Below are 18,220 nucleotides of genomic sequence, written 5' to 3'. Positions count from 1 at the left end.
GCGGCTAGAGCTTCTCGACCGGCGCGTAGCGCAGCAGCAGCTTCTTCTCGCCGAGGTCGCGGAAGTCGATCGTCGCGACGGCCTTGTCGCCCGCCCCGTCCACGCGGACGACGGAGCCGAGGCCGAAGGAGTCGTGGCTGACCCGGTCGCCCGGCTCGAGGTGGACGACCTCGCGCGTGCCGGCCGTCCGCACCCCGGGCCGCATCGCGACCCGCGCCATCGCGGGCGTCATCGCGCGACCGCGGCCGAAGCCGTCGTCGGACCCGCCGGAGCCGAAGCCGGAGCCGCGCCCGCCCCACCCGGTGCCCGCCGTGTCGACCGCGGACTGGGTGCGCCGCCACTCGACGAGCGCCTTCGGCACCTCCTCGAGGAAGCGGCTGGCCGGCAGGTACTGCGGCTGGCCCCACGCGCTGCGGACGCCGGCGCGGGAGAGGTACAGCCGCTGCCGCGCGCGCGTGATGCCGACGTAGGCGAGGCGCCGCTCCTCGGCGATCCCGAGCGGATCGTCGAGGCTGCGCATGTGGGGGAACGTGCCGTCCTCCATGCCGGTGAGGAAGACGACCGGGAACTCCAGGCCCTTCGCCGTGTGCAGCGTCATGAGGGTGACGCTGCCGCGGTCGCGCTCGTCGGCCGCCTCGGGCGCGTCGGGGATGTCGTCGCTGTCGGCGACGAGCGAGGTGCGCTCGAGGAACTCCGCGAGCGTGCCGTCGGGGTTGCCGGCGTCGTACTCCTCCGCGACGCCGACGAGCTCCGACAGGTTGTCGAGCCGGCCCTCGTCCTGCGGGTCGCGGCTGGTCCTCAGCTCGGTGAGGTAGCCGGTCCGGTCCAGCGCCGCCTGCAGCACGGTGGCGACGGCCGCGCCCTCGGCGACGAGCGCGCGCAGCTCGGCCATGAGCGCGACGAAGCCCGCGACGGCGTTGTACGAGCGCGCGGCCAGGCCCGGCACGTCGTCGAGACGGTCGAGAGCCGCACCGAAGGACAGCCCCTGCGACTCGGCGAAGCCCGCGACGAGCGCCTCGGCCCGGTCGCCGATGCCGCGCTTGGGCACGTTGAGCACGCGTCGCAGGTTGACGGAGTCGTCCGGGTTGCTCAGTGCCCGCAGGTACGCGAGCGCGTCCTTGACCTCGCGGCGCTCGTAGAACCGCGTGCCGCCCACGACGACGTACGGCACGCCGGTGCGGACGAGCACCTCCTCCACCGCGCGGGACTGGTTGTTGGTCCGGTAGAACACGGCGACGTCCCCGTAGGACAGGCCGTGCTCGTCGCGGAGCCGGTCGATCTCCTCCACGACGAAGGCCGCCTCGTCGTGCTCGGAGTCCGCGACGTAGCCGACGATCTTCTCCCCCGCGCCCGCGTCGGTGAACAACCGCTTGTCCTTGCGGTTGGGGTTGCGGGCGATGACGGCGTTGGCCGCGTCGAGGACGGTCTGCGTCGAGCGGTAGTTCTGCTCGAGCAGGACGACGTGGGCGTCCGGGTAGTCCGCCTCGAACTCCTCGATGTTGCGGATCGTCGCGCCGCGGAACGCGTAGATCGACTGGTCGGCGTCGCCGACGACCGTCAGCTCGCTCGGGCCGACGGGCGGGGCGGACCCGGTCGGCGGCGTCGGGTGGTGCTCGGCCTCGCGGTCGGTCCCGGGCAGCTCCTTGTCGTAGCCGCCGACCAGCTCGCGGACCAGCGTGTACTGCGCGTGGTTCGTGTCCTGGTACTCGTCGACGAGCACGTGGCGGAACCGGCGCCGGTAGTGCTCGGCGACCTCGGGGAACGTCTGGAACAGCTCGACGGTCCGCATGATGAGGTCGTCGAAGTCGAGCGCGTTCGCCTGCTGCAGCCGCCGCGTGTACCCGCGGTAGACGTCGAGCAGCACGAGCTCGTCCGCGGTGCCGTCGGCGACCTTCGCCGCGTACGCGTCGGGGTCGACGAGCTCGTTCTTGAGGTTGCTCATCCGCGCCGCGAGCGCGCGGGCCGGGTACCGCTTGGGGTCGAGGTCGAGGTCGCGGACGGTGATGCCGACCAGGCGCTGGGTGTCGGCGGCGTCGTAGATCGAGAAGCTCGACCGCAGACCGAGGCGCTTCGCCTCGAAGCGGAGGATCCGCACCGAGGCGGAGTGGAAGGTCGAGACCCACATCCGCTCCGCGCGCGGACCGACGAGCGCCTCGACGCGCTCGCGCATCTCCGCGGCCGCCTTGTTGGTGAACGTGATGGCGAGCACCTCGCCGGGCCGCACCCCGCGCGCCGCGAGCAGGTGGGCGATGCGGTACGTGAGCACGCGGGTCTTGCCGGAGCCGGCGCCGGCGACCACGAGCAGCGGCGAGCCGGTGTGCGTGACGGCCTCGCGCTGGGCGGGGTTGAGCTGCGCGAGCAGGTCGTCGACGTCGGGCCGCGGGGCGGCGCCGCTCGGGTGGCGCTGCCGGACCGTGCCGAGGACGGGGACCTGCGGCAGGTCGGCGACGGGGTCGAAGAGCGTGCTCATGGAGGTGCTCAGCCTACGTCGCGCTGCGGACGGTCCGGCGCCGTCCACAGGCGGTGCCCGAGCCGGACGGTCGCATGCGGCTTACCCTCGTCCGGTGCCGAGACCGGACTCCGAGATCGAGCGCGCCCTCGTCGTGGGCGCGCACCCCGACGACATCGACTTCGGCTGCGCGGGGACCGTCGCCACCTGGGTCGACGCGGGCGTCGAGGTGACGTACCTGCTCGTGACGCGTGGCGACCAGGGCGGCTTCGACGACACCCCGCGGGAGGAGATGGCCCCGCTGCGCGAGCGCGAGCAGCGCGCGGCGGCGAAGGTCGTCGGCGTGTCCGACGTGCGCTTCCTCGACGGGTACGCCGACGGCTGGGTCGAGCCGACCCGCGAGCTCGAGCGGGACATCGCCCGGGTGATCCGCCAGGTGAGGCCCCAGCGGATGATCGTGCAGTCGCCGGAGCGCAACTACGAGCGCCTGCCGGCCTCGCACTCCGACCACCTGGCGACCGGCGAGGCGGCGATCCGCGCGATCTACCCGACGGCCCGCAACCCGTTCGCGTGGCCGGAGCTGCTCGCCGACGAGGGCCTGGAGCCGTGGGTGGTGAACGAGGTCTTCATCATGGCGCACCCCGGCGCCGACCACGCCGTCGACGTCACCGACACCTTCGACCGCAAGATCGCGGCGCTGCAGGAGCACCGCAGCCAGACCACGCACATGGGTGAGGGGCTGCAGACGATGGTCCGGGAGTGGCTGACCCGCAACGCCGGCGTCGCGGGGCTGCCGCAGGGCCGGCTCGCCGAGCTGTACCTCGTCACCGAGCTCGCGTAGGACCGTCGACGGGCCCGGCGGGGTCTCAGCCGAGGAAGCGGTCGCTCCACAGCACCGCGACCACGACGTTGAGCAGGGCGAGCCCGCCGACGAGGTGGAACACCCCCGCCGGCACCGTCTCGCGCCGGCGGTTGACGACGGCGAGCACGGCGACGACGAGCGCGACGACGAGCTTGACGCTGATCTTCGCGTTGTCGATGTTCTCCCCGTCGAACGCGGGGTAGCTGAGGCCGACGAGCAGGATCCCCGTGACGAGCGCCGTCAGGGCGCCGTGCCACATGATCGGCGCGATCCGCGGGTGGCGGACCGTGGCGAGCCAGCCGCCGACCACCCCGGCCATGCCGACGAGGTGGAGGACCACGAGGACGCCGTACAGGATGGCCATGCCCGCCAGCCTAGAGAACGGCCCCGCGCCTCAGCGGGAGGACGACCCCGCCGGGAGCGTCCACACCGAGCGGTCCGGACCCTTCGGCACGATCCGGGTGGGGTTCAGCTGCTCGTGCGTGACGTAGTAGTGACGCTGGATGTGGTCGAGGTCGACGGTGTCGCCCCAGCCGGGCCGGGCCCACAGCTCGCGGGCGTAGCGCCACAGGTTCGGCAGCTCGGTGAGCTTCTGCCGGTTGCACTTGAAGTGGCCGTGGTAGACGGCGTCGAAGCGGACGAGGGTGGTGAAGAGCCGTACGTCGACCTCCCGGGGCTCCTCGCCCATGAGGAAGCGGCGGTCGGCGAGCCGCTCCTCGAGCGCGTCCAGCCGGGCGAACAGCCGGTCGAAGGCCTCCTCGTACGCCTCCTGCGTGGTGGCGAAGCCGCACCGGTACACGCCGTTGTTGACGTCCGCGTAGACGTCGTCGATGAGCGGCTGCATGTCGGCCCGCTCGTCGGCCGGCCACAGGTCGGGGACCGTCCCGTCCGGACCGGGCCGGTGGTGCTCGACCCACTCCGTCGACAGGTCGAGGGTGAGCTGCGGGTAGTCGTTGGTCACCACGCGGCCCGTGACGGTGTCGACGAGGCACGGCACCGTCACGCGGCCGGCGTAGTCGGGGTCGCTCGCGAGGTACGTCTCCGACAGGTAGCGGGTGCCGAGCACGGGGTCACGACCGTCGGGGTCGAGCGTGAACCGCCAGCCCTTCTCGTCGCGCACCGGGTCGACGACGGCGAGCGAGATCACGTCCTCCAGCCCGAGCAGCCGGCGCACGATGACGGAGCGGTGGGCCCACGGGCACGCGAGCGACACGACGAGCCGGTACCGGCCCGCCTCGACGGGCCAGCGCCCCTGGTCGTCGGGGCCCTCGCCGGGCGCGGACGTGCTGTCACGGGTGACGCGGTCGGTGAAGCGGTTGCCCTGGCGCACCCACTCCCCGCGGGAGGAGGTCTCGGACGCGAACTGCGCGGGGGCCGTCGTGCTCACCGACCGAGCGTACGAGCGGCCGGGTGGCCGAGCAGGTCGAGGGCGTCGTCCACGAGCCGCGTGCGCGGCAGTGCCGCGAGGTCGTGGACGCCGACCCAGCGCACGGCCTCGGTCGAGCCGTCGACCTCGACGACCTCGGGCTCGACGTCGGCCGGGACGTCGACGGCGTACACGACGCGCACGCCGTGGAAGTCCTCGAGCACGCCGCTGGGGGCGCGGCCCGTGAAGTGGGTGCTGGACACCCCGAGCAGCCGGGGCGACGACACCGGCAGCCCGGTCTCCTCGTGCACCTCGCGCACGAGCGCCTCCGGCACCGCCTCGCCGTGGTCGAGACCGCCGCCGGGCAGCGTCCACAGCCCGGCACCGGCCGCGCGGTCGGCGATGGAGGTGAGGAGCAGCTCCTGGTCGACGCCTCGGCCCCGCAGCGCCACGCCGTAGACGCCGACCCGCAGCCGACGCAGCGCCGGCTGCTCCCCCGGCGCGCCCGGGTGCCGGGGCTCGGCCGCCGGCGCCCCGGACAGCGGCTGCAGGAGGTCCTCCCGCACGTGGAGGTCGCCGAGCTCCCGCCCGGCGAGGCCGAGGGCGAGACCGACGTAGGGGGTGAGGGGCAGCGCGTCCGCCTCGGCCGGGGTGACGCTCAGCAGGTCCTCCGGCGCCGACCCGGCCTCCGGCCGGAGCGTCCCGCCGAGGACCTCCACGTCGTGCACGACCCGGACGGTGTGCACCTGCAGGCCGCGGTGAGGCAGGTCGACCACGTCGTCGAGCACCGCGCGCACGCCGGTCGGTCGCACCCGCAGCCCGGTCTCCTCGTGCACCTCGCGGACGACCGCGTCGGCCGGGTGCTCCCCGTGGTCGACGCCCCCGCCGGGCAGGAACCACCGTCCGGCGAGGTCGGAGGTCCGCGGCGCCCGCACGAGCAGCACGTGGTCCGGGTCCGGCCCCGGGTGCACGACCGCATAGGAGGCGAGCCGCTGGACCGGCCGCAGCCCGCTCACGCCGCGGTGCCGGTCGAGGTGCCCGCCGCGGCGGCGTCGCGCCGGGTGAGCTCCGCGCGCACGTCGGCCGTGACACGCCGCTCGGCCCAGAACGACAGGAACGGGACCGTCCCGGCCAGCAGCACCCCGAGCGTCGTGAGGGGGCGCCAGCGCCGGCGGCTCGCGAGGTCGATGCCGGTCGCCAGGTACACCATGTAGCCGAAGCCGTGGATCGGGCTGACGGTCCGCGACAGCACGTCGGTGCGGAAGCCGAACAGGTCGGTGTAGCGCAGCAGGATGCCGACCGTCAGCAGCAGCAGGAACGACCCCACCACCCACGCGACCACGCGGAACCTCGTCAGTGCGGCGCTCACGGGGCGCTCCTCTCGGTGGGGACGGGCGCACGGCCCGCCTCGGGCTGGGTCCCGGCGGCGCGGCGCCGCTCGAGCGCGGCCGCCTCGGCGGCGGCCTCCTGCCGGGCGACGTCGTCGCGGAGCATGCGCGCCCACAGGACGACGGCGAAGCCGGCGAAGACGAACCACTGCAGGGAGTACGCGAGGTTGCGCCAGTCCCGCGACACCCGGGCCGCGTCCGGCGGGCCGGCCAGCGGCACGGGCTGGTCGGCGGCGGGACCCGTCGGCGGGCCCTCCGCGCCCGGCGCCCCGGCCGCCTGGACGACGAAGCCGCCGACCAGCTCCTCGGGCCAGCGGTTGACGAGGTCCGCGGTCGCGAGCAGCGGGACGACGCCCTCCGGCTGCACGATGTCGACGGGCAGGTCGAGCGGCTCCGGCGCCTGCAGCCAGCCGACGACCCTGACGGGACCGGTGGGTGGGGCGGGGACCGGCGCGGCGGGAGATCCCGGGTCGGCGGGCACCCAGCCGCGCACGACCGGCACGAGCACCCCGGCGTGGCCGTCCACGGTCCCGTCCAGCCGCACGGCGGTCACGACCCAGCGACCGGGCTCACCGGCCCGCCCGCCCTCGCCGTCGCGGTCGGCGAGCAGCAGCGTGCGTTCGGGCACCCACCGTCCCTCGGCGACGACGAGACGGCCCGGGTCGCGCTGCAGCGGCAGCGCACCGACGCCGACCAGGTCCTGCACGCGCGGCAGGGCGGCGACGTCGGCGGGGCCCAGCGTGGTGGGGTCGGCGACCGGGCGCGTGCTCTCTGGGGCGCTGCGGCCCCACTGCCACTGCCCGAGCCACACCATGCCGGCGACGGCGGCGACGAGCACCGCGGTCAGCGCGACCCAGCGCCACGTGAGCAGGGTCCGGAGCACCCCTCCAGGGTACGGAGCGCGCGGCCGGGCCCCGTCGTCCGGTCGGCCGGGGGCTCAGGCCGCCATGAGCATGGCGAGCACGGCCGTGTCCACGTCGGCGGCGGGGTCGATGCCGCGGCGGCTCACGAGCCTGGTGACGGTGCCGTCCGGCTCGGCCTCGACCCACGCGGCCCGGTGGTCCAGGCCGAGGTGCGGCGCGCCGGGCAGGAGCACGCAGCCGCTCGCGACGACGTCGACGTCCGGCGTGGTGGTGGGGGTCTCCGCCGGCGGGTGCAGCAGCAGGAGCGCGACGGGCGGTCCCGCGGGCCGGCGCTGCGCGACGCCGGGGTCGAGCGCGCGCCCCACGAGACGGACGAGGCCGACCGCGTCGGGGACGCGGTCGTCGTCCGGCCGGGTCTCGTCGGCGCTGAAGAGGCTGGTGGTGGGCAGCAGCCCGGGCGTGGTGGCGACGCGGACGGCCAGGGTGAGCAGGTGCACCCACTCGCGGGTGCTGTCGGGCCAGCGCCCGGAGACGAGGAAGCCCGCGAGGCCGTCCTCCGCCCGGTGCAGTGGCGCGATCCCCACGCTGCGCGGGCGCGCGCCGTCGTCCGCCTGGTCTCCTCCGCGGGTCCGCACCGCAACCACCTCCTGCGTGGCCGGGCCCTGACGGCCCGGGTGGAGCGTCAGGGTGCGGTGGACATCGGCTGGCACACAAGATCCCTTGAGTGCCAGCCGCCATCCGCGTGCCGCACGGTGACGTACCCAGGGTGCGCCTGGTCGACCGGACCGCGCGTGCGACACGCTCACCGACCCCGATGGAGAGATCGATGAAGACAGCAGTCCTCACCTTCGCCACCGCCCTCGTCGCCGCCGGCGGCATCGCCCTGGCCGGGCCCGCCTCCGCCGCGCACTGCATCGACGCGGACGGCACCTCGCCCGGCTTCTCGTGGTTCGGGGTGCACGCCCGCACCGTCGACCACGCCGAGGGCGGCAACCCCGGCCCGCACGCCGGCACGTCCGGGGCGTCGAACTGCCTCGAGACGACCGGCAGCCCGTCGGACCGCGCGCCCGGCCGCGGCTGAGCGCACCCACGCGAGGGGCGCCCGGGCTCTGCCCGGGCGCCCCTCGTCGTGCGACCGGTTCAGCCCGCCTCGGTGAGGCGCACCTGCAGGGTGTGCTGCGTGCCGTCCTCCAGCACGATCACGAGCTCGCGGCAGGTGCCCGCCCACGCCTCCTCGGTCTCCCACAGGTACGTGTACCGGTCGCGGGCGCGGTTGTACCGCAGCACCGTCTCGCCGGGTCCGTCCGCTGGGGTGGTGACGGCGTACTGCACGACCTCGCCGGTGTCGCACGACACCTCGCGAGAGGCCGGCGAGTGCGACGGCTTCAGCACGTCGAGGCCGCGCGCCCCGCCGAGGGAGAACTCGACCGGGACGGCCGCGCCCGCGTCGCGCGTGACGAACCCGTCGGCCCCGGCCCGCGGGCTGAGGACCCCGGCCCCGGGCGCCGCGCAGGTCGGCGGCACGTCGAAGGCCTCGGTGTTGTCGTCGCGGTTGGTCGTGCCCTGCTCGGCGCTGTACCCGAGCCCACGGCGGGCGAAGGCGTTCCAGATGAGGCACGTGTCCTCGCCGCCGAGCGCCTCCGACGCCGCGATGATCCCGTCGCGGCCGGCGACGAACCCGGGCGCGCAGCCCTGCATCTTGAGCCCGTCGGTCACGTACTGCAGGGACCGGTTGTTGCCGCCGGCGTCCCACGTGTCGTAGACGTTGTCGTTGAACCCGTGACGGTCCACGAGGTCCCACGTCATGTCCCACAGCACCGCGGCCCACGTGTGACCGATGCCGTGCGGCACCGCGAGCGACGTGCCGCCGACCCAGCCGCCGGTCCTGATCCGGTCGTAGGTCGCCGGCTGGATCGTCATGTCGCGCGAGTACGGCGCCGGACGGATGCCCCCGCCGGAGCGGTCGTCCTGGTACAGCGCGTACGGGCCCATGCCGCGGGCGCCCTCGGGGTCGTCGACCGAGGGGTCCATGAGCATGACGATCGCGTAGAAGTCGCTCCAGCCCTCGCCCATCTGCTCGTTGCCCGACAGGCAGTTGACGTCGAGCCCGCCGGTGAGGCGGTTGGAGATGCCGTGGCCGTACTCGTGGATGACGATCCCGTTCTCCAGGTCGCCGTCGCGCATCGGGGGGATGTCCTCGTCCGCCCTCACCGCACCGGTCGCGGGCAGGCCGGCCTTGAGGACCTGGCCGTCCTCCTGCCGCACCATGACGGACGGGATGTCGGTGTCGAGGCTGCCGCCGAGCGAGATCGGGTTGCCGGGCGTGTTGTTGACGACGACGACGGCGCTCGCCCCGGCGGCGTCGGCGTTGGCCGTCTTGACGACGAACGAGCACGTACCGCGGTCGACGACGGCGATGGCGCCGGCCGGGAAGCCGACGAGGGGTGAGCAGCCCTCGTTGGTGCCGCTGCCGTCCTCGGCCAGGGCGAAGGCGCCGCTCAGGCCCTCGACGGTGGGCTCGGGACCGTAGCCGGCACCGCTCGCGCCGTACGTGCCCGCGGCGGACGACGGCGCATCGACGACGACCTGGTAGGGCAGGACCCCGCCACCGGGGTTCCACAGGTACATCTGCATGCGGGGGGACGAGCCGTCCGCGGCGGGCGTGGAGAAGTTGGCGTTGTTCGTGCCCCCGCCGTCCTGCGCCTCGGCGCGCACGGCGTCGCCGCCCCGGCCGGCGCCGGTGTAGTTGGTCGCCTGGAAGTTGCCGGAGACCTCGTCGAAGCCGTACCCGTGCATGACGTCGTGGATGACGTTGTTGAGGTAGAAGAGGTTCGTCACCGCCGCCGGCTGGTAACCCCCCGGGTCCAGCGACAGGTCGAGCTCGAAGTCGAAGTCGAGCCCCGCGCCGCCGTCGACGTCGGCGCCCGCGTCGGGCACCCCGTTGTTGTCCCGGTCGAGGTAGGCGTGGACGTTGTTGCCGCGCGTGGTCGTGAACTCCGGCCCGGCGACGCCGTCGGTGTCGTGCCAGCCGAACGGCGAGGACGCCGCGTCGGCGGGGTTCTCCACGAGCGTGCGCGGACCGTCGTTCGGGCTCTCCTTCGGGATCTCGTACACGCGGTACGACGAGCCGTCCTCGACGCGCTCGGCGGGGGCGTGCGACCCGCTGAGGACCTCGCCCCCGTGCTCGTCGGTGTGCTCGTCGGCGTGCTCGTCGGTGAGGCCGGTCTCCAGCTGGGTGCCGGTGGCCGCGCCGCGGGCGAGCGTGCTCGCGAGCTGGTCGTGGGTGTGCTCGACCGTCCAGTTGTCGGCCTGCAGCAGCTCGCCGGTCTCCGCGTCGACGACGGCGTTCCACAGGTCGGGGCTGTCGACGTCGTCGATGACCACCTGGTAGGCGGCGACCAGCCCGGCCTCGGTCGGCTGCCAGCCCAGCCGCGTCGGGATCGGCTCCTCGGAGATCCCGCCGTCGGTGAGGACCACCTCGCCCGGCTCGGCGGTGCGCGCCGCCACCGCCGGGCGCAGGTCCTCCGGCTCGGCGAGGTCGAGCTCCTCGGCCGCCGCCTCGACCGCGGCCACCGCACCGGTGGCCTCGGCGCGCTCGGCGCCGGACAGGTCCCGCACGAGCGTGCTGCCGACGTGCAGGACGCTGCCGTCGGCGGCGACGTTGACCGTGGCGGTGCCGCCGAACACCTCCAGGCCCTCGTGGCGCTGGTAGACGTTGACGTGGGTGACGCCGTTGTGGCGGCTGCGGTAGGCGGAGCGCACCTCGACGTCGGACACGTCGGCGTCGGTGACGCCGTGCCGGCCGGCCGCGGAGCGCAGGTACTCGACCGCGATGTCGACCGCGTCGGCCTCCGACGGGCCGGTCAGGGCGGTGCCGGTCGGGCCGTCGGCGGTCTCGGCGGCCAGACCGGGCAACGGGGCCACGAGCAGGGCCCCGAGCACGACGGGGGCGGTGAGCGCGGCGGTGCGCCTCGACCTCACGAGAGGTCTCCGCGGGCGCAGGGGTGGGTGGTGGGCATGGCGGGGTCGACCCTTCTCGCGGTGTTGACTCAAGCGATGACTTGTTCCGACTTGCGCATGCGACACTAGGCCGGTATCGGCGTCCTTGACCAGACCTTCCCGAACATCCGGTGCAGAAGGTGCGGACGGGGCGGGCTCCCCTACCGTCGACGCCGTGCAGCCTGCGGGTCCCGTCTCCGTCAACCCGGCCACCGAGGCCGACGTGCCGGCGCTCGCCGCCCTCGCCGTCGAGCACTACGGCGGCGACGTCGCCGCCTGGCGCGAGCGGCTCGCGGCGCCCGTGGCCGCGGGCGAGCTCGTGCTCGTCGCGCGGGCCGCCGCTCCCGGCGGACCCGGCGAGGGGGACGCCGACGGCGCGGCTCCCGTCGGCTACGTGCGGGCCGGCCGACGCACACCCACCGGGGACGACCCGGCGCCGGCCGGCTGGTGGCTCACCGGGCTCGTCGTCGCGGCGTCGGCGCGAGGCCGCGGGGTCGGCTCGAGGCTGGTGTCGACGGCCCTCGCGCACCGTCCCGCGGGTGAGCCGGTCTGGTCGATGGCGAACGCGACGAACGCGGCCTCCCTCGCGCTGCACGAGGCAGCCGGGTTCGCCGAGGTGCTGCGGGCGCCGGTGCTGCTCGGCGAGCCGTTCGAGGGTGGCGAGGGGGTGCTGTTCGGGCTCGACCCGTGAGTCAGACGTCCGACTCCGACGTGCACGGCTCGTACCGCGGCTGCCCGTCCACTGCGCCGCTCTCCTGGATCGACCAGCCGTGTTCGCCTCCGGGCACCAGGCGGTAGTCCAGGAGCCACGTGACGCAAGGAAGGTTGTCGGGACCGAATGCGGGGTCCTGGGTCGAGGTGAAGGTCACCTGAGCGCGGATGTCGTCACCGTCGGCGGACGCATCCATGACCACCACCGTGTAGACGTAGCTCGTCGCCTGCTCCTGGCGGAACTGCTCGAGCGACAGGCTGCTGCGACGGTCCTCGGACAGCTGCGCGTAGGCGCGTTCGTAGTCACCGGTCGTGATGCCGTCGAAGTAGTCGAAGAGGACGTCCGCGACGACGTCGGCCTGGACGCTGTCCACCTGCGTCGTGACGACCGTTCCCTGGTCCGACTCGTCGGTGGCCTCGCACACCTGTGGTTCGAGCGGTTCGGCCTCGTCGGCCCACTGCTCCATCCGGTCCGCGACCACCCGTGCCGGAACCGCGAACTTGAAGCCCTCCACGACGTCGACGACGACGTCCTCCCCGACCACCTCGCCGAGTGACGACCGGGTCCCCGAGACCAGTCCGACGATGACCCCGTCGGCATCCACCACGGGTCCGCCGCTGTTGCCCGAGTTGGTCGGCACGGTCATCCGCATGAGGTCGTACACCTCCACGGTCGACCCGTCGTACCAGCGGTACTGCACCTGTTCCCCGTAGGCGCTCACGATGCCGGGCCCCGCCAGCGAGAGGGCACCCGACAGGGGGTACCCGATGGCCGCGACCTCCGTGCCGATGTCCGCGGGCACCTGCGCGATCTCGAAGCGGTGACCCGACAGCGGCTGGCTCGACCGCAGCAGGGCGATGTCGTTCCCCTCGTCGTACCCGACGACCTCCGCGGTCGCGGTCTGCTCCCCCAGGAGCAGCTGCAGGGTGGCGTGCCCGGCGACGACGTGTGCCGCTGTGACGACGAGATCGGTGCCGACGACCGCGCCGCTTCCCGTGGCGACGCCGTCGCACAGGACGTTCTGCACCCTCACAGCACCTCCGGCGACGCGCCGGTACACGGCCGCGAAGTCCTCCTCCGCGTCAGCCGACGGAGACGGCGTCGAGGGCGTCGAGGGCGTCGGTGTCGGTGTCGGTGTCGGTGTCGGTGTCGTGGCGACGGTCCCGACCTCGGGAGCAGCGGCCGTTCCTCTTCCTGAGTCGTCCGCGCCCGAGCCGAACCCCACGGAGACCAGCCCGAGTGCCGAGGCGCCCACGAGGACGAGGATCGTCGACAGCACGCCGATGACCACTCCCGCGCCCGTCGAGCCGGCGTCCGCAGCCGTTGCTCTCCCCACCCACGCACGAGGCCGCCGCATGGCGACCGATGCTGCCAGACAGCCCGTCGCGAGGCGGCCGATCACGACGACCGGCGGCTCACTCCCACTCGATGGTGCCCGGCGGCTTGCTCGTGACGTCGAGGACGACCCGGTTGACCTCGGGCACCTCGTTGGTGATGCGGGTGGAGATACGGGCGAGCACGTCGTGCGGCAGGCGAGTCCAGTCCGCCGTCATCGCGTCCTCGCTGCTCACCGGGCGCAGCACGACCGGGTGGCCGTAGGTCCGCCCGTCACCCTGCACGCCGACGCTGCGGACGTCGGCGAGCAGCACGACCGGGCACTGCCACACCTCGCGGTCCAGGCCCGCGGCGGTCAGCTCCTCACGCGCGATGGCGTCGGCGCGGCGCAGCACGGCGAGCCGGTCGGCCGTCACCTCCCCGACGATGCGGATGCCGAGCCCCGGACCGGGGAACGGCTGTCGCCACACGATGTCCTCGGGCACGCCGAGCTCGAGCCCGACGCGGCGCACCTCGTCCTTGAACAGGGTCCGCAGCGGCTCGACGAGGGCGAACTCGAGGTCCTCGGGCAGCCCGCCGACGTTGTGGTGGCTCTTGATCGTCGCGGTGCCGCTGCCGCCGCCGGACTCCACGACGTCGGGGTACAGCGTCCCCTGCACGAGGAACTCGACCGGCTCGGCCTCGCTGCCCTCCTCGGCCACCACGCGCGCGGCGGCCTCCTCGAAGACGCGGATGAACTCGCGGCCGATCACCTTGCGCTTGGTCTCGGGGTCGCTCACGCCGGCGAGCGCGGCGAGGAACCTGTCGGCGGCGTCGACGACGACGAGGTCGACGCCGGTCGCGGCGACGAAGTCCTGCTCGACCTGCTCGACCTCGCCCTCGCGCAGCAGCCCGTGGTCGACGAGCACGCACGTGAGCCGGTCCCCGATCGCGCGCTGCACGAGCGCGGCGGCGACGGAGGAGTCGACGCCGCCCGACAGCCCGCAGACGGCCCGCGACTCGCCGACCTGGGCGCGGATGGCCTCGACCTGGTCGGCGATGACGTTGCCGATGGTCCACGTCGGGGCGATGCCCGCGACCTCGTGGAGGAAGTGCTCGAGGACGGCCTGCCCGTGCGCGGAGTGCAGCACCTCGGGGTGGAACTGGACCCCGGCCAGGCGCCGCTCGGGGTCCTCGAACGCCGCGACGGGCGTCCCGGTGGTGCGGGCGACGACGTCGAAGCCCGACGGGGCCTGGGTGACGGCGTCACCGTGCGACATCCACACCGACTGCTCGCGCGGCAGGCCGTGGAACAGCGTCGAGTCGCCCGCGACCACCTCGAGGTCGGTGCGGCCGTACTCGGCGCCGCCGGTGCGCTCGACGTGCCCGCCGAGCGCGCGGGCCATGGCCTGGAAGCCGTAGCAGATGCCGAACGTCGGGACCCCGGCCTCGAACAGCTCGGGGCCGACGTCGGGGGCGCCGAAGGCGTACACCGACGACGGGCCGCCGGACAGGATGATCGCGGCCGGGCCGCGCTCGAGGATCTCCCCCACCGGGGTCGTGTGGGGGACGATCTCGCTGTAGACGCGGGCCTCGCGCACCCGCCGGGCGATGAGCTGGGCGTACTGGGCGCCGAAGTCCACGACGAGGACGGTCGGGTGCTCGCTCGTGCCGGTCGTCGGGGTGCTCACGCGGTCAGGCTAGTGGCGCCCGCACCGCCTCCCCGCTCGGCACCGCACCACCGTCGCCCCGCCGAGCGTCCTCGGCGGGCGGGGCGCCCGTGAGCCGCCGGTACGGCGCACCGAGCGGCGGGCGGGCGTCGGCCTCGCCGCGGCGCGGCCACAGCGCCATCGCGCGCTCGGCCTGAGCGGTGATCGTGAGCGAGGGGTTGACGCCGAGGTTGGCGCTCACCGCGGAGCCGTCGACCACGTGCAGCCCGGGGTGGCCGTGCACGCGCTGGTAGGCGTCGAGCACCCCGTGCTCGGGGTCCGCCGCGATCGCGCAGCCGCCGAGGAAGTGCGCCGTCATGGGCACGTCGAGCACGTCGACGACCGTGCCGCCGGGCCGCACCGTCACCCCGGTGAGCTCGCCGAGGTGCCGGGCGAGCGCGCGCACCGCCGCGTGCCCCGCGGGGATCCAGCTCGGGTTGGGCTCCCCGTGCCCCTGCCGCGACGTGAGGCCGGCGCCGAGCCGCCCGCCCGGGCCCCGACCGCGCCGCCACGACGTGGTGAGGGAGTTGTCGCGGGTCTGCATGACGAGGCCGATGACGGTGCGCCGGCTCCAGTCGCGCTTCCGGAGCGTGCGCAGCGTGTCGAGCGGGTGCCGGAGCGCCTCGCCGACGAAGCGCAGCGGGCGCGGCACCCGCCCGCCGCCGTCGACGAGCAGGGTGGCGAGCAGCCCCATGGCGTCCGACCCGGCGTTGTAGCGGACGTTCTCCACGTGCGTGTCCGGCGTCGGGTGGAACGAGGCGGTGATGGCGACGCCGTGGGTGAGGTCGGTGCCGGGCACGCGGTCGGCGGTCGCCCCGACGAGCGCCTCGGAGTTGGTGCGCGTGAAGCGCCCGAGCGCGGGCGGCAGGTCCGGCAGGACGCCGTCGGCCCGCAGGCGCTGCAGCAGCGACTGGGTCCCCCACGTGCCGGCGCCGAGCACGACGTCGCGGCACAGCACCTCCCGGCGGTCGCGTCGCAGCCCCGTGAGCCCTGGTCGGCCGGTCCGGTCGTGCACGACCCGCCAGCGCGGTCCGGGCCGGTCCGCGAGCGAGGCGAGCGGGCCGAGCGGCTCGACCCGCACCACCGTCCGCAGCGCCTCGACCCGTGCCCCGCGCCGCTCGGCGAGGTGGAGGTAGTTCTTGACCAGCGTGTTCTTCGCGCCCACCCGGCAGCCGACCATGCAGGCCCCGCACCCCGTGCAGGCCGTCCGCTCCGGCCCCTCGCCACCGAAGTACGGGTCCGGGACGGTGTCGCCGGCGCGCACCGTGGGAGTGGGGAGGAACACGCCGACGGGCACGCGGCGGAACGTCTCGGGCACGCCGAGCTCGGCCGCGGCGCGGCGCACGGCCTCCTCGACCGGGCCGTCGAAGTCGTGCCCGCGGACCCCGAGGACGCGTGCGGCGGTGTCGTAGTGGGGCGCGAGCTCGGCCTCCCAGTCGGTCAGGTCCGCCCACGGTCCCTGCCGGTAGAACGCCGACGGCGGCCGGTAGAGCGTGTTCGCGTAGTTGAGCGAGCCACCGCCGACCCCCGCACCCGCGAGCACGAGCACGTCCGGCAGGCGGTGCAGCCGCTGCACGCCGAAGCAGCCGAGCCGCGGCGCCCACAGGTAGCGCGGCAGGTCCCACGAGGTCCGGGCGAACTCGTCGTCGGCGAACCGGCGGCCCGCCTCGAGCACGAGGACGTCGTGGTCCTTCTCGGCCAGCCGGAGGGCGGCCACGGACCCGCCGAAGCCGGACCCGACGACGACCACGTCGACGGTCGGGACGCCCTCGTCGCTCCCGTCGCTCCCGTCGCTGCCGTCGCGCCCGTCGACCTGCTGTCCCGCCTGCCGTCCCGACTGCCGTCCCGCCTGCCGTCCCGCCTGCCGTCCCGCCTGCCGTCCCGCCTGCCGTCCCGACTGCCGTCCCGACTGCCGTCCCGACTGCGGTCCCGCCTGCCGTCTCACGGCAGCCTCACCGCCCGCGCCACCCGCGCGAGCGCGACGAGCACGGGCTCCCAGCGCCGCGGCGGCTGGCGCAGCAGCCGGCCGACGACCCCGCCGTGCGCCGTGACCACGGCGCGGGTGCGGGTGACCTCCGCGAGGCCCTCGGGCCCGTAGCGGCGCCCGTACCCGGACGTGCCGAACCCGCCGAGGGGCACCGCCGGCGAGCCCCACGCGAGGTGGTAGCTCTCGTTGACCACGACCGTCCCGACCCGGAGCCGGGACGCGAGGCGTCGGGCGCGACCGGCGTCGGTGGTCCACAGCGCGGCGGCGAGCCCGCTCGGGTGGTCGCTCATGCGGGTCACGGCGTCCTCGTCGTCGCGCACGACGGTGAGCGCGACGACGGGCCCGAACGTCTCCTCCGTCGCCGCGCGCGCGTCGGCGGGGACGTCGGTGAGGACGGTCGGCTCCATGGCGGCAGGGCCCACGTCGTCGCGCGCGCGGCCGCCGGTGAGCACGCGCGCGCCGCGCGCGACGGCGTCCTCGACGTGGCCGAGGACGCGCTCGCGCTGCGCGGGCGACACGAGACCGCCCATGTCGGTGAAGTGGTCGCGGCGGCTGCCGAGCCGCAGCGCGCGCGTGCGGGCGAGGAAGGCGCGCTCGAAGTGGTCGGCGACGGCGGCGTGCACGTACAGGCGCTCCGTCGCGGTGCACGTCTGCCCGGCACCGCCGAAGCAGTCGCGCACGAGGCCGGCCGCGGCGGCGTCGACGTCGGCGTCCGCGGCGACGTAGGCGGCGTTCTTCCCGCCGAGCTCCAGCGTGTGCCCGACGAGCGAGCGGCCCGCGAGGGCGGCCACCTCGCGCCCGACGCCCTCCGAGCCGGTGAACAGCACGTGGTCCGCGCCCGCGACGAGCGCCTGCGCCGTGGCGGGGTCGTCGCCGGCCACCAGCTGCCACACCCCGCCGGGCACACCGGCGTCGGCGAGCAGCCGCCCGACCGCGAGCGCGAGCGGGAGGCTCTGCTGCGCGGGCTTCACGACGACGGCGTCACCCGCGAGCAGCGGCGCGAGGCTGTCGGACAGCACGAAGACGAGCGGGTAGTTCCACGCGGCGACGTTCGCGACGACCCCGACCGGCACGCGCTCGACCCGCGCGCTCGTGAGGCCCGGCACGTAGGACGGCCGACGCCGGGGTCGCAGCAGTCCGGGCCCGCGCAGCCACAGGTGCCGGCTCACCTGCAGGGCGTTGACGACCTCGAGCACGGCGTCGCCGCGCGCCTTGCCCGTGACGTCCTGCACGGTGTCGGCGAGGTCCTCGCGCCCGCGCACGACGAGGTCGTGGACGCGGCGCACGACCCGGGCCCGCGCCGCCGGCCCGAGCGCCTGCCACGCCGGCTGCGCCGCCCTGGCCCGGGCGAGGACGGCGGGCACGTCGTCGGCGGTGTGGGACCGGACCCGCGCGAGCACACCGCCCGTCGCGGGGTCCGGGACCTCGACGACGGGACCGTGCGCGCCCGTGACGACGTGCACCGGGACCTCGGCGCCACCACCGCGCGCGCCGTCCGGGTCCTGCCCCGCGGCCCGCCCACGGGCGGACCGCGGCAGCGACGTCGTCATGGCACCACGGTAGGCGGCGGC

Annotated in this window: 15 protein-coding genes; 3 read left to right on the top strand and 12 right to left on the bottom strand. The window is 75.0% G+C overall.

From position 1 onward, the window contains the following. Nucleotides 1–4 precede the first annotated feature (4 nt). Nucleotides 5–2,470 carry a DNA helicase PcrA gene (gene pcrA / locus WAA21_RS00670; RefSeq protein ID WP_336920797.1) on the bottom strand — a complete coding sequence of 822 codons (2,466 nt, stop codon included), beginning with the start codon at nucleotides 2,468–2,470 and terminating at the stop codon, nucleotides 5–7. Nucleotides 2,471–2,564: 94 nt separating this feature from the next. Here pcrA and WAA21_RS00665 point away from each other — a divergent pair, with 94 nt between their 5' ends. Further along, nucleotides 2,565–3,290, top strand: coding sequence for a PIG-L deacetylase family protein (locus WAA21_RS00665; RefSeq protein ID WP_336920796.1), 726 nt, complete (start codon nucleotides 2,565–2,567; stop codon nucleotides 3,288–3,290). 25 nt (nucleotides 3,291–3,315) lie between these two features. Here the strand turns inward: WAA21_RS00665 and WAA21_RS00660 are convergent, their stop codons facing one another. From WAA21_RS00660 to WAA21_RS00635, 6 genes are read right to left on the bottom strand one after another with little or no spacing between them, the layout of a single operon-like run. After that, nucleotides 3,316–3,675, bottom strand: a complete 360-nt coding sequence (locus WAA21_RS00660; protein WP_336920795.1) for a hypothetical protein — start codon at nucleotides 3,673–3,675, stop codon at nucleotides 3,316–3,318. Between the two features lie 30 nt (nucleotides 3,676–3,705). Beyond that, nucleotides 3,706–4,698: a glutathione S-transferase family protein gene (locus tag WAA21_RS00655; protein ID WP_336920794.1), complete on the bottom strand. Its 993-nt coding sequence runs from the start codon at nucleotides 4,696–4,698 to the stop codon at nucleotides 3,706–3,708. Next, nucleotides 4,695–5,693: an NUDIX hydrolase gene (locus WAA21_RS00650; protein WP_336920793.1), complete on the bottom strand. Its 999-nt coding sequence runs from the start codon at nucleotides 5,691–5,693 to the stop codon at nucleotides 4,695–4,697. The genes WAA21_RS00655 and WAA21_RS00650 overlap by 4 nt, the downstream gene beginning before the upstream one ends. Beyond that, nucleotides 5,690–6,046 carry a DUF3817 domain-containing protein gene (locus WAA21_RS00645; RefSeq protein ID WP_336920792.1) on the bottom strand — a complete coding sequence of 119 codons (357 nt, stop codon included), beginning with the start codon at nucleotides 6,044–6,046 and terminating at the stop codon, nucleotides 5,690–5,692. Before WAA21_RS00645 ends, WAA21_RS00650 begins: the two co-directional genes overlap by 4 nt. Continuing rightward, nucleotides 6,043–6,948 (bottom strand): SURF1 family protein, encoded by a 906-nt coding sequence (locus WAA21_RS00640; protein ID WP_336920791.1) that lies wholly within the window; start codon nucleotides 6,946–6,948, stop codon nucleotides 6,043–6,045. The genes WAA21_RS00645 and WAA21_RS00640 overlap by 4 nt, the downstream gene beginning before the upstream one ends. A 54-nt stretch (nucleotides 6,949–7,002) precedes the next feature. Next, nucleotides 7,003–7,563 (bottom strand): peptidase, encoded by a 561-nt coding sequence (locus WAA21_RS00635; protein ID WP_336920790.1) that lies wholly within the window; start codon nucleotides 7,561–7,563, stop codon nucleotides 7,003–7,005. A gap of 191 nt (nucleotides 7,564–7,754) precedes the next feature. Between WAA21_RS00635 and WAA21_RS00630 the strand changes: the two genes are divergently transcribed. Then, nucleotides 7,755–8,009 carry a hypothetical protein gene (locus tag WAA21_RS00630; protein ID WP_336920789.1) on the top strand — a complete coding sequence of 85 codons (255 nt, stop codon included), beginning with the start codon at nucleotides 7,755–7,757 and terminating at the stop codon, nucleotides 8,007–8,009. Between the two features lie 59 nt (nucleotides 8,010–8,068). Here the strand turns inward: WAA21_RS00630 and WAA21_RS00625 are convergent, their stop codons facing one another. Then, nucleotides 8,069–10,909 carry a M36 family metallopeptidase gene (locus WAA21_RS00625; RefSeq protein WP_336920788.1) on the bottom strand — a complete coding sequence of 947 codons (2,841 nt, stop codon included), beginning with the start codon at nucleotides 10,907–10,909 and terminating at the stop codon, nucleotides 8,069–8,071. 193 nt (nucleotides 10,910–11,102) lie between these two features. On the opposite strand from WAA21_RS00625, the gene WAA21_RS00620 reads away from it, so the two are divergent. After that, nucleotides 11,103–11,618 (top strand): GNAT family N-acetyltransferase, encoded by a 516-nt coding sequence (locus tag WAA21_RS00620; protein ID WP_336920787.1) that lies wholly within the window; start codon nucleotides 11,103–11,105, stop codon nucleotides 11,616–11,618. Nucleotide 11,619: 1 nt separating this feature from the next. Here WAA21_RS00620 and WAA21_RS00615 read toward each other — a convergent pair whose 3' ends face one another. From WAA21_RS00615 to WAA21_RS00600, 4 genes are all read right to left on the bottom strand, one after another. Continuing rightward, nucleotides 11,620–12,666, bottom strand: a complete 1,047-nt coding sequence (locus tag WAA21_RS00615) for a serine protease (protein ID WP_336920786.1) — start codon at nucleotides 12,664–12,666, stop codon at nucleotides 11,620–11,622. A 388-nt stretch (nucleotides 12,667–13,054) separates the two neighbouring features. After that, a complete protein-coding gene (guaA, locus tag WAA21_RS00610; RefSeq protein ID WP_336920785.1) occupies nucleotides 13,055–14,644 on the bottom strand; it encodes a glutamine-hydrolyzing GMP synthase in 1,590 nt (529 codons plus the stop codon). A gap of 4 nt (nucleotides 14,645–14,648) precedes the next feature. Next, nucleotides 14,649–16,412 carry a GMC family oxidoreductase gene (locus WAA21_RS00605; RefSeq protein WP_336920908.1) on the bottom strand — a complete coding sequence of 588 codons (1,764 nt, stop codon included), beginning with the start codon at nucleotides 16,410–16,412 and terminating at the stop codon, nucleotides 14,649–14,651. A 191-nt stretch (nucleotides 16,413–16,603) separates the two neighbouring features. Further along, nucleotides 16,604–18,199, bottom strand: coding sequence for a succinic semialdehyde dehydrogenase (locus tag WAA21_RS00600; protein ID WP_336920784.1), 1,596 nt, complete (start codon nucleotides 18,197–18,199; stop codon nucleotides 16,604–16,606). Nucleotides 18,200–18,220 lie beyond the last annotated feature (21 nt).

The organism is Aquipuribacter sp. SD81, assembly GCF_037153975.1.
Classification (GTDB): Bacteria; Actinomycetota; Actinomycetes; order Actinomycetales; family JBBAYJ01; genus Aquipuribacter.
This window is presented reverse-complemented; position numbering and strand designations above follow the sequence as displayed.

What these genes read in the sequence shown, in the direction of transcription:
- pcrA (WP_336920797.1), bottom strand. Translation starts at nt 2,470, where the DNA reads ATGAGCACGCTCTTCGACCCCGTCGCCGACCTGCCGCAGGTCCCCGTC.
- WAA21_RS00660 (WP_336920795.1), bottom strand. Translation starts at nt 3,675, where the DNA reads ATGGCCATCCTGTACGGCGTCCTCGTGGTCCTCCACCTCGTCGGCATG.
- WAA21_RS00630 (WP_336920789.1), top strand. Translation starts at nt 7,755, where the DNA reads ATGAAGACAGCAGTCCTCACCTTCGCCACCGCCCTCGTCGCCGCCGGC.
- WAA21_RS00600 (WP_336920784.1), bottom strand. Translation starts at nt 18,199, where the DNA reads ATGACGACGTCGCTGCCGCGGTCCGCCCGTGGGCGGGCCGCGGGGCAG.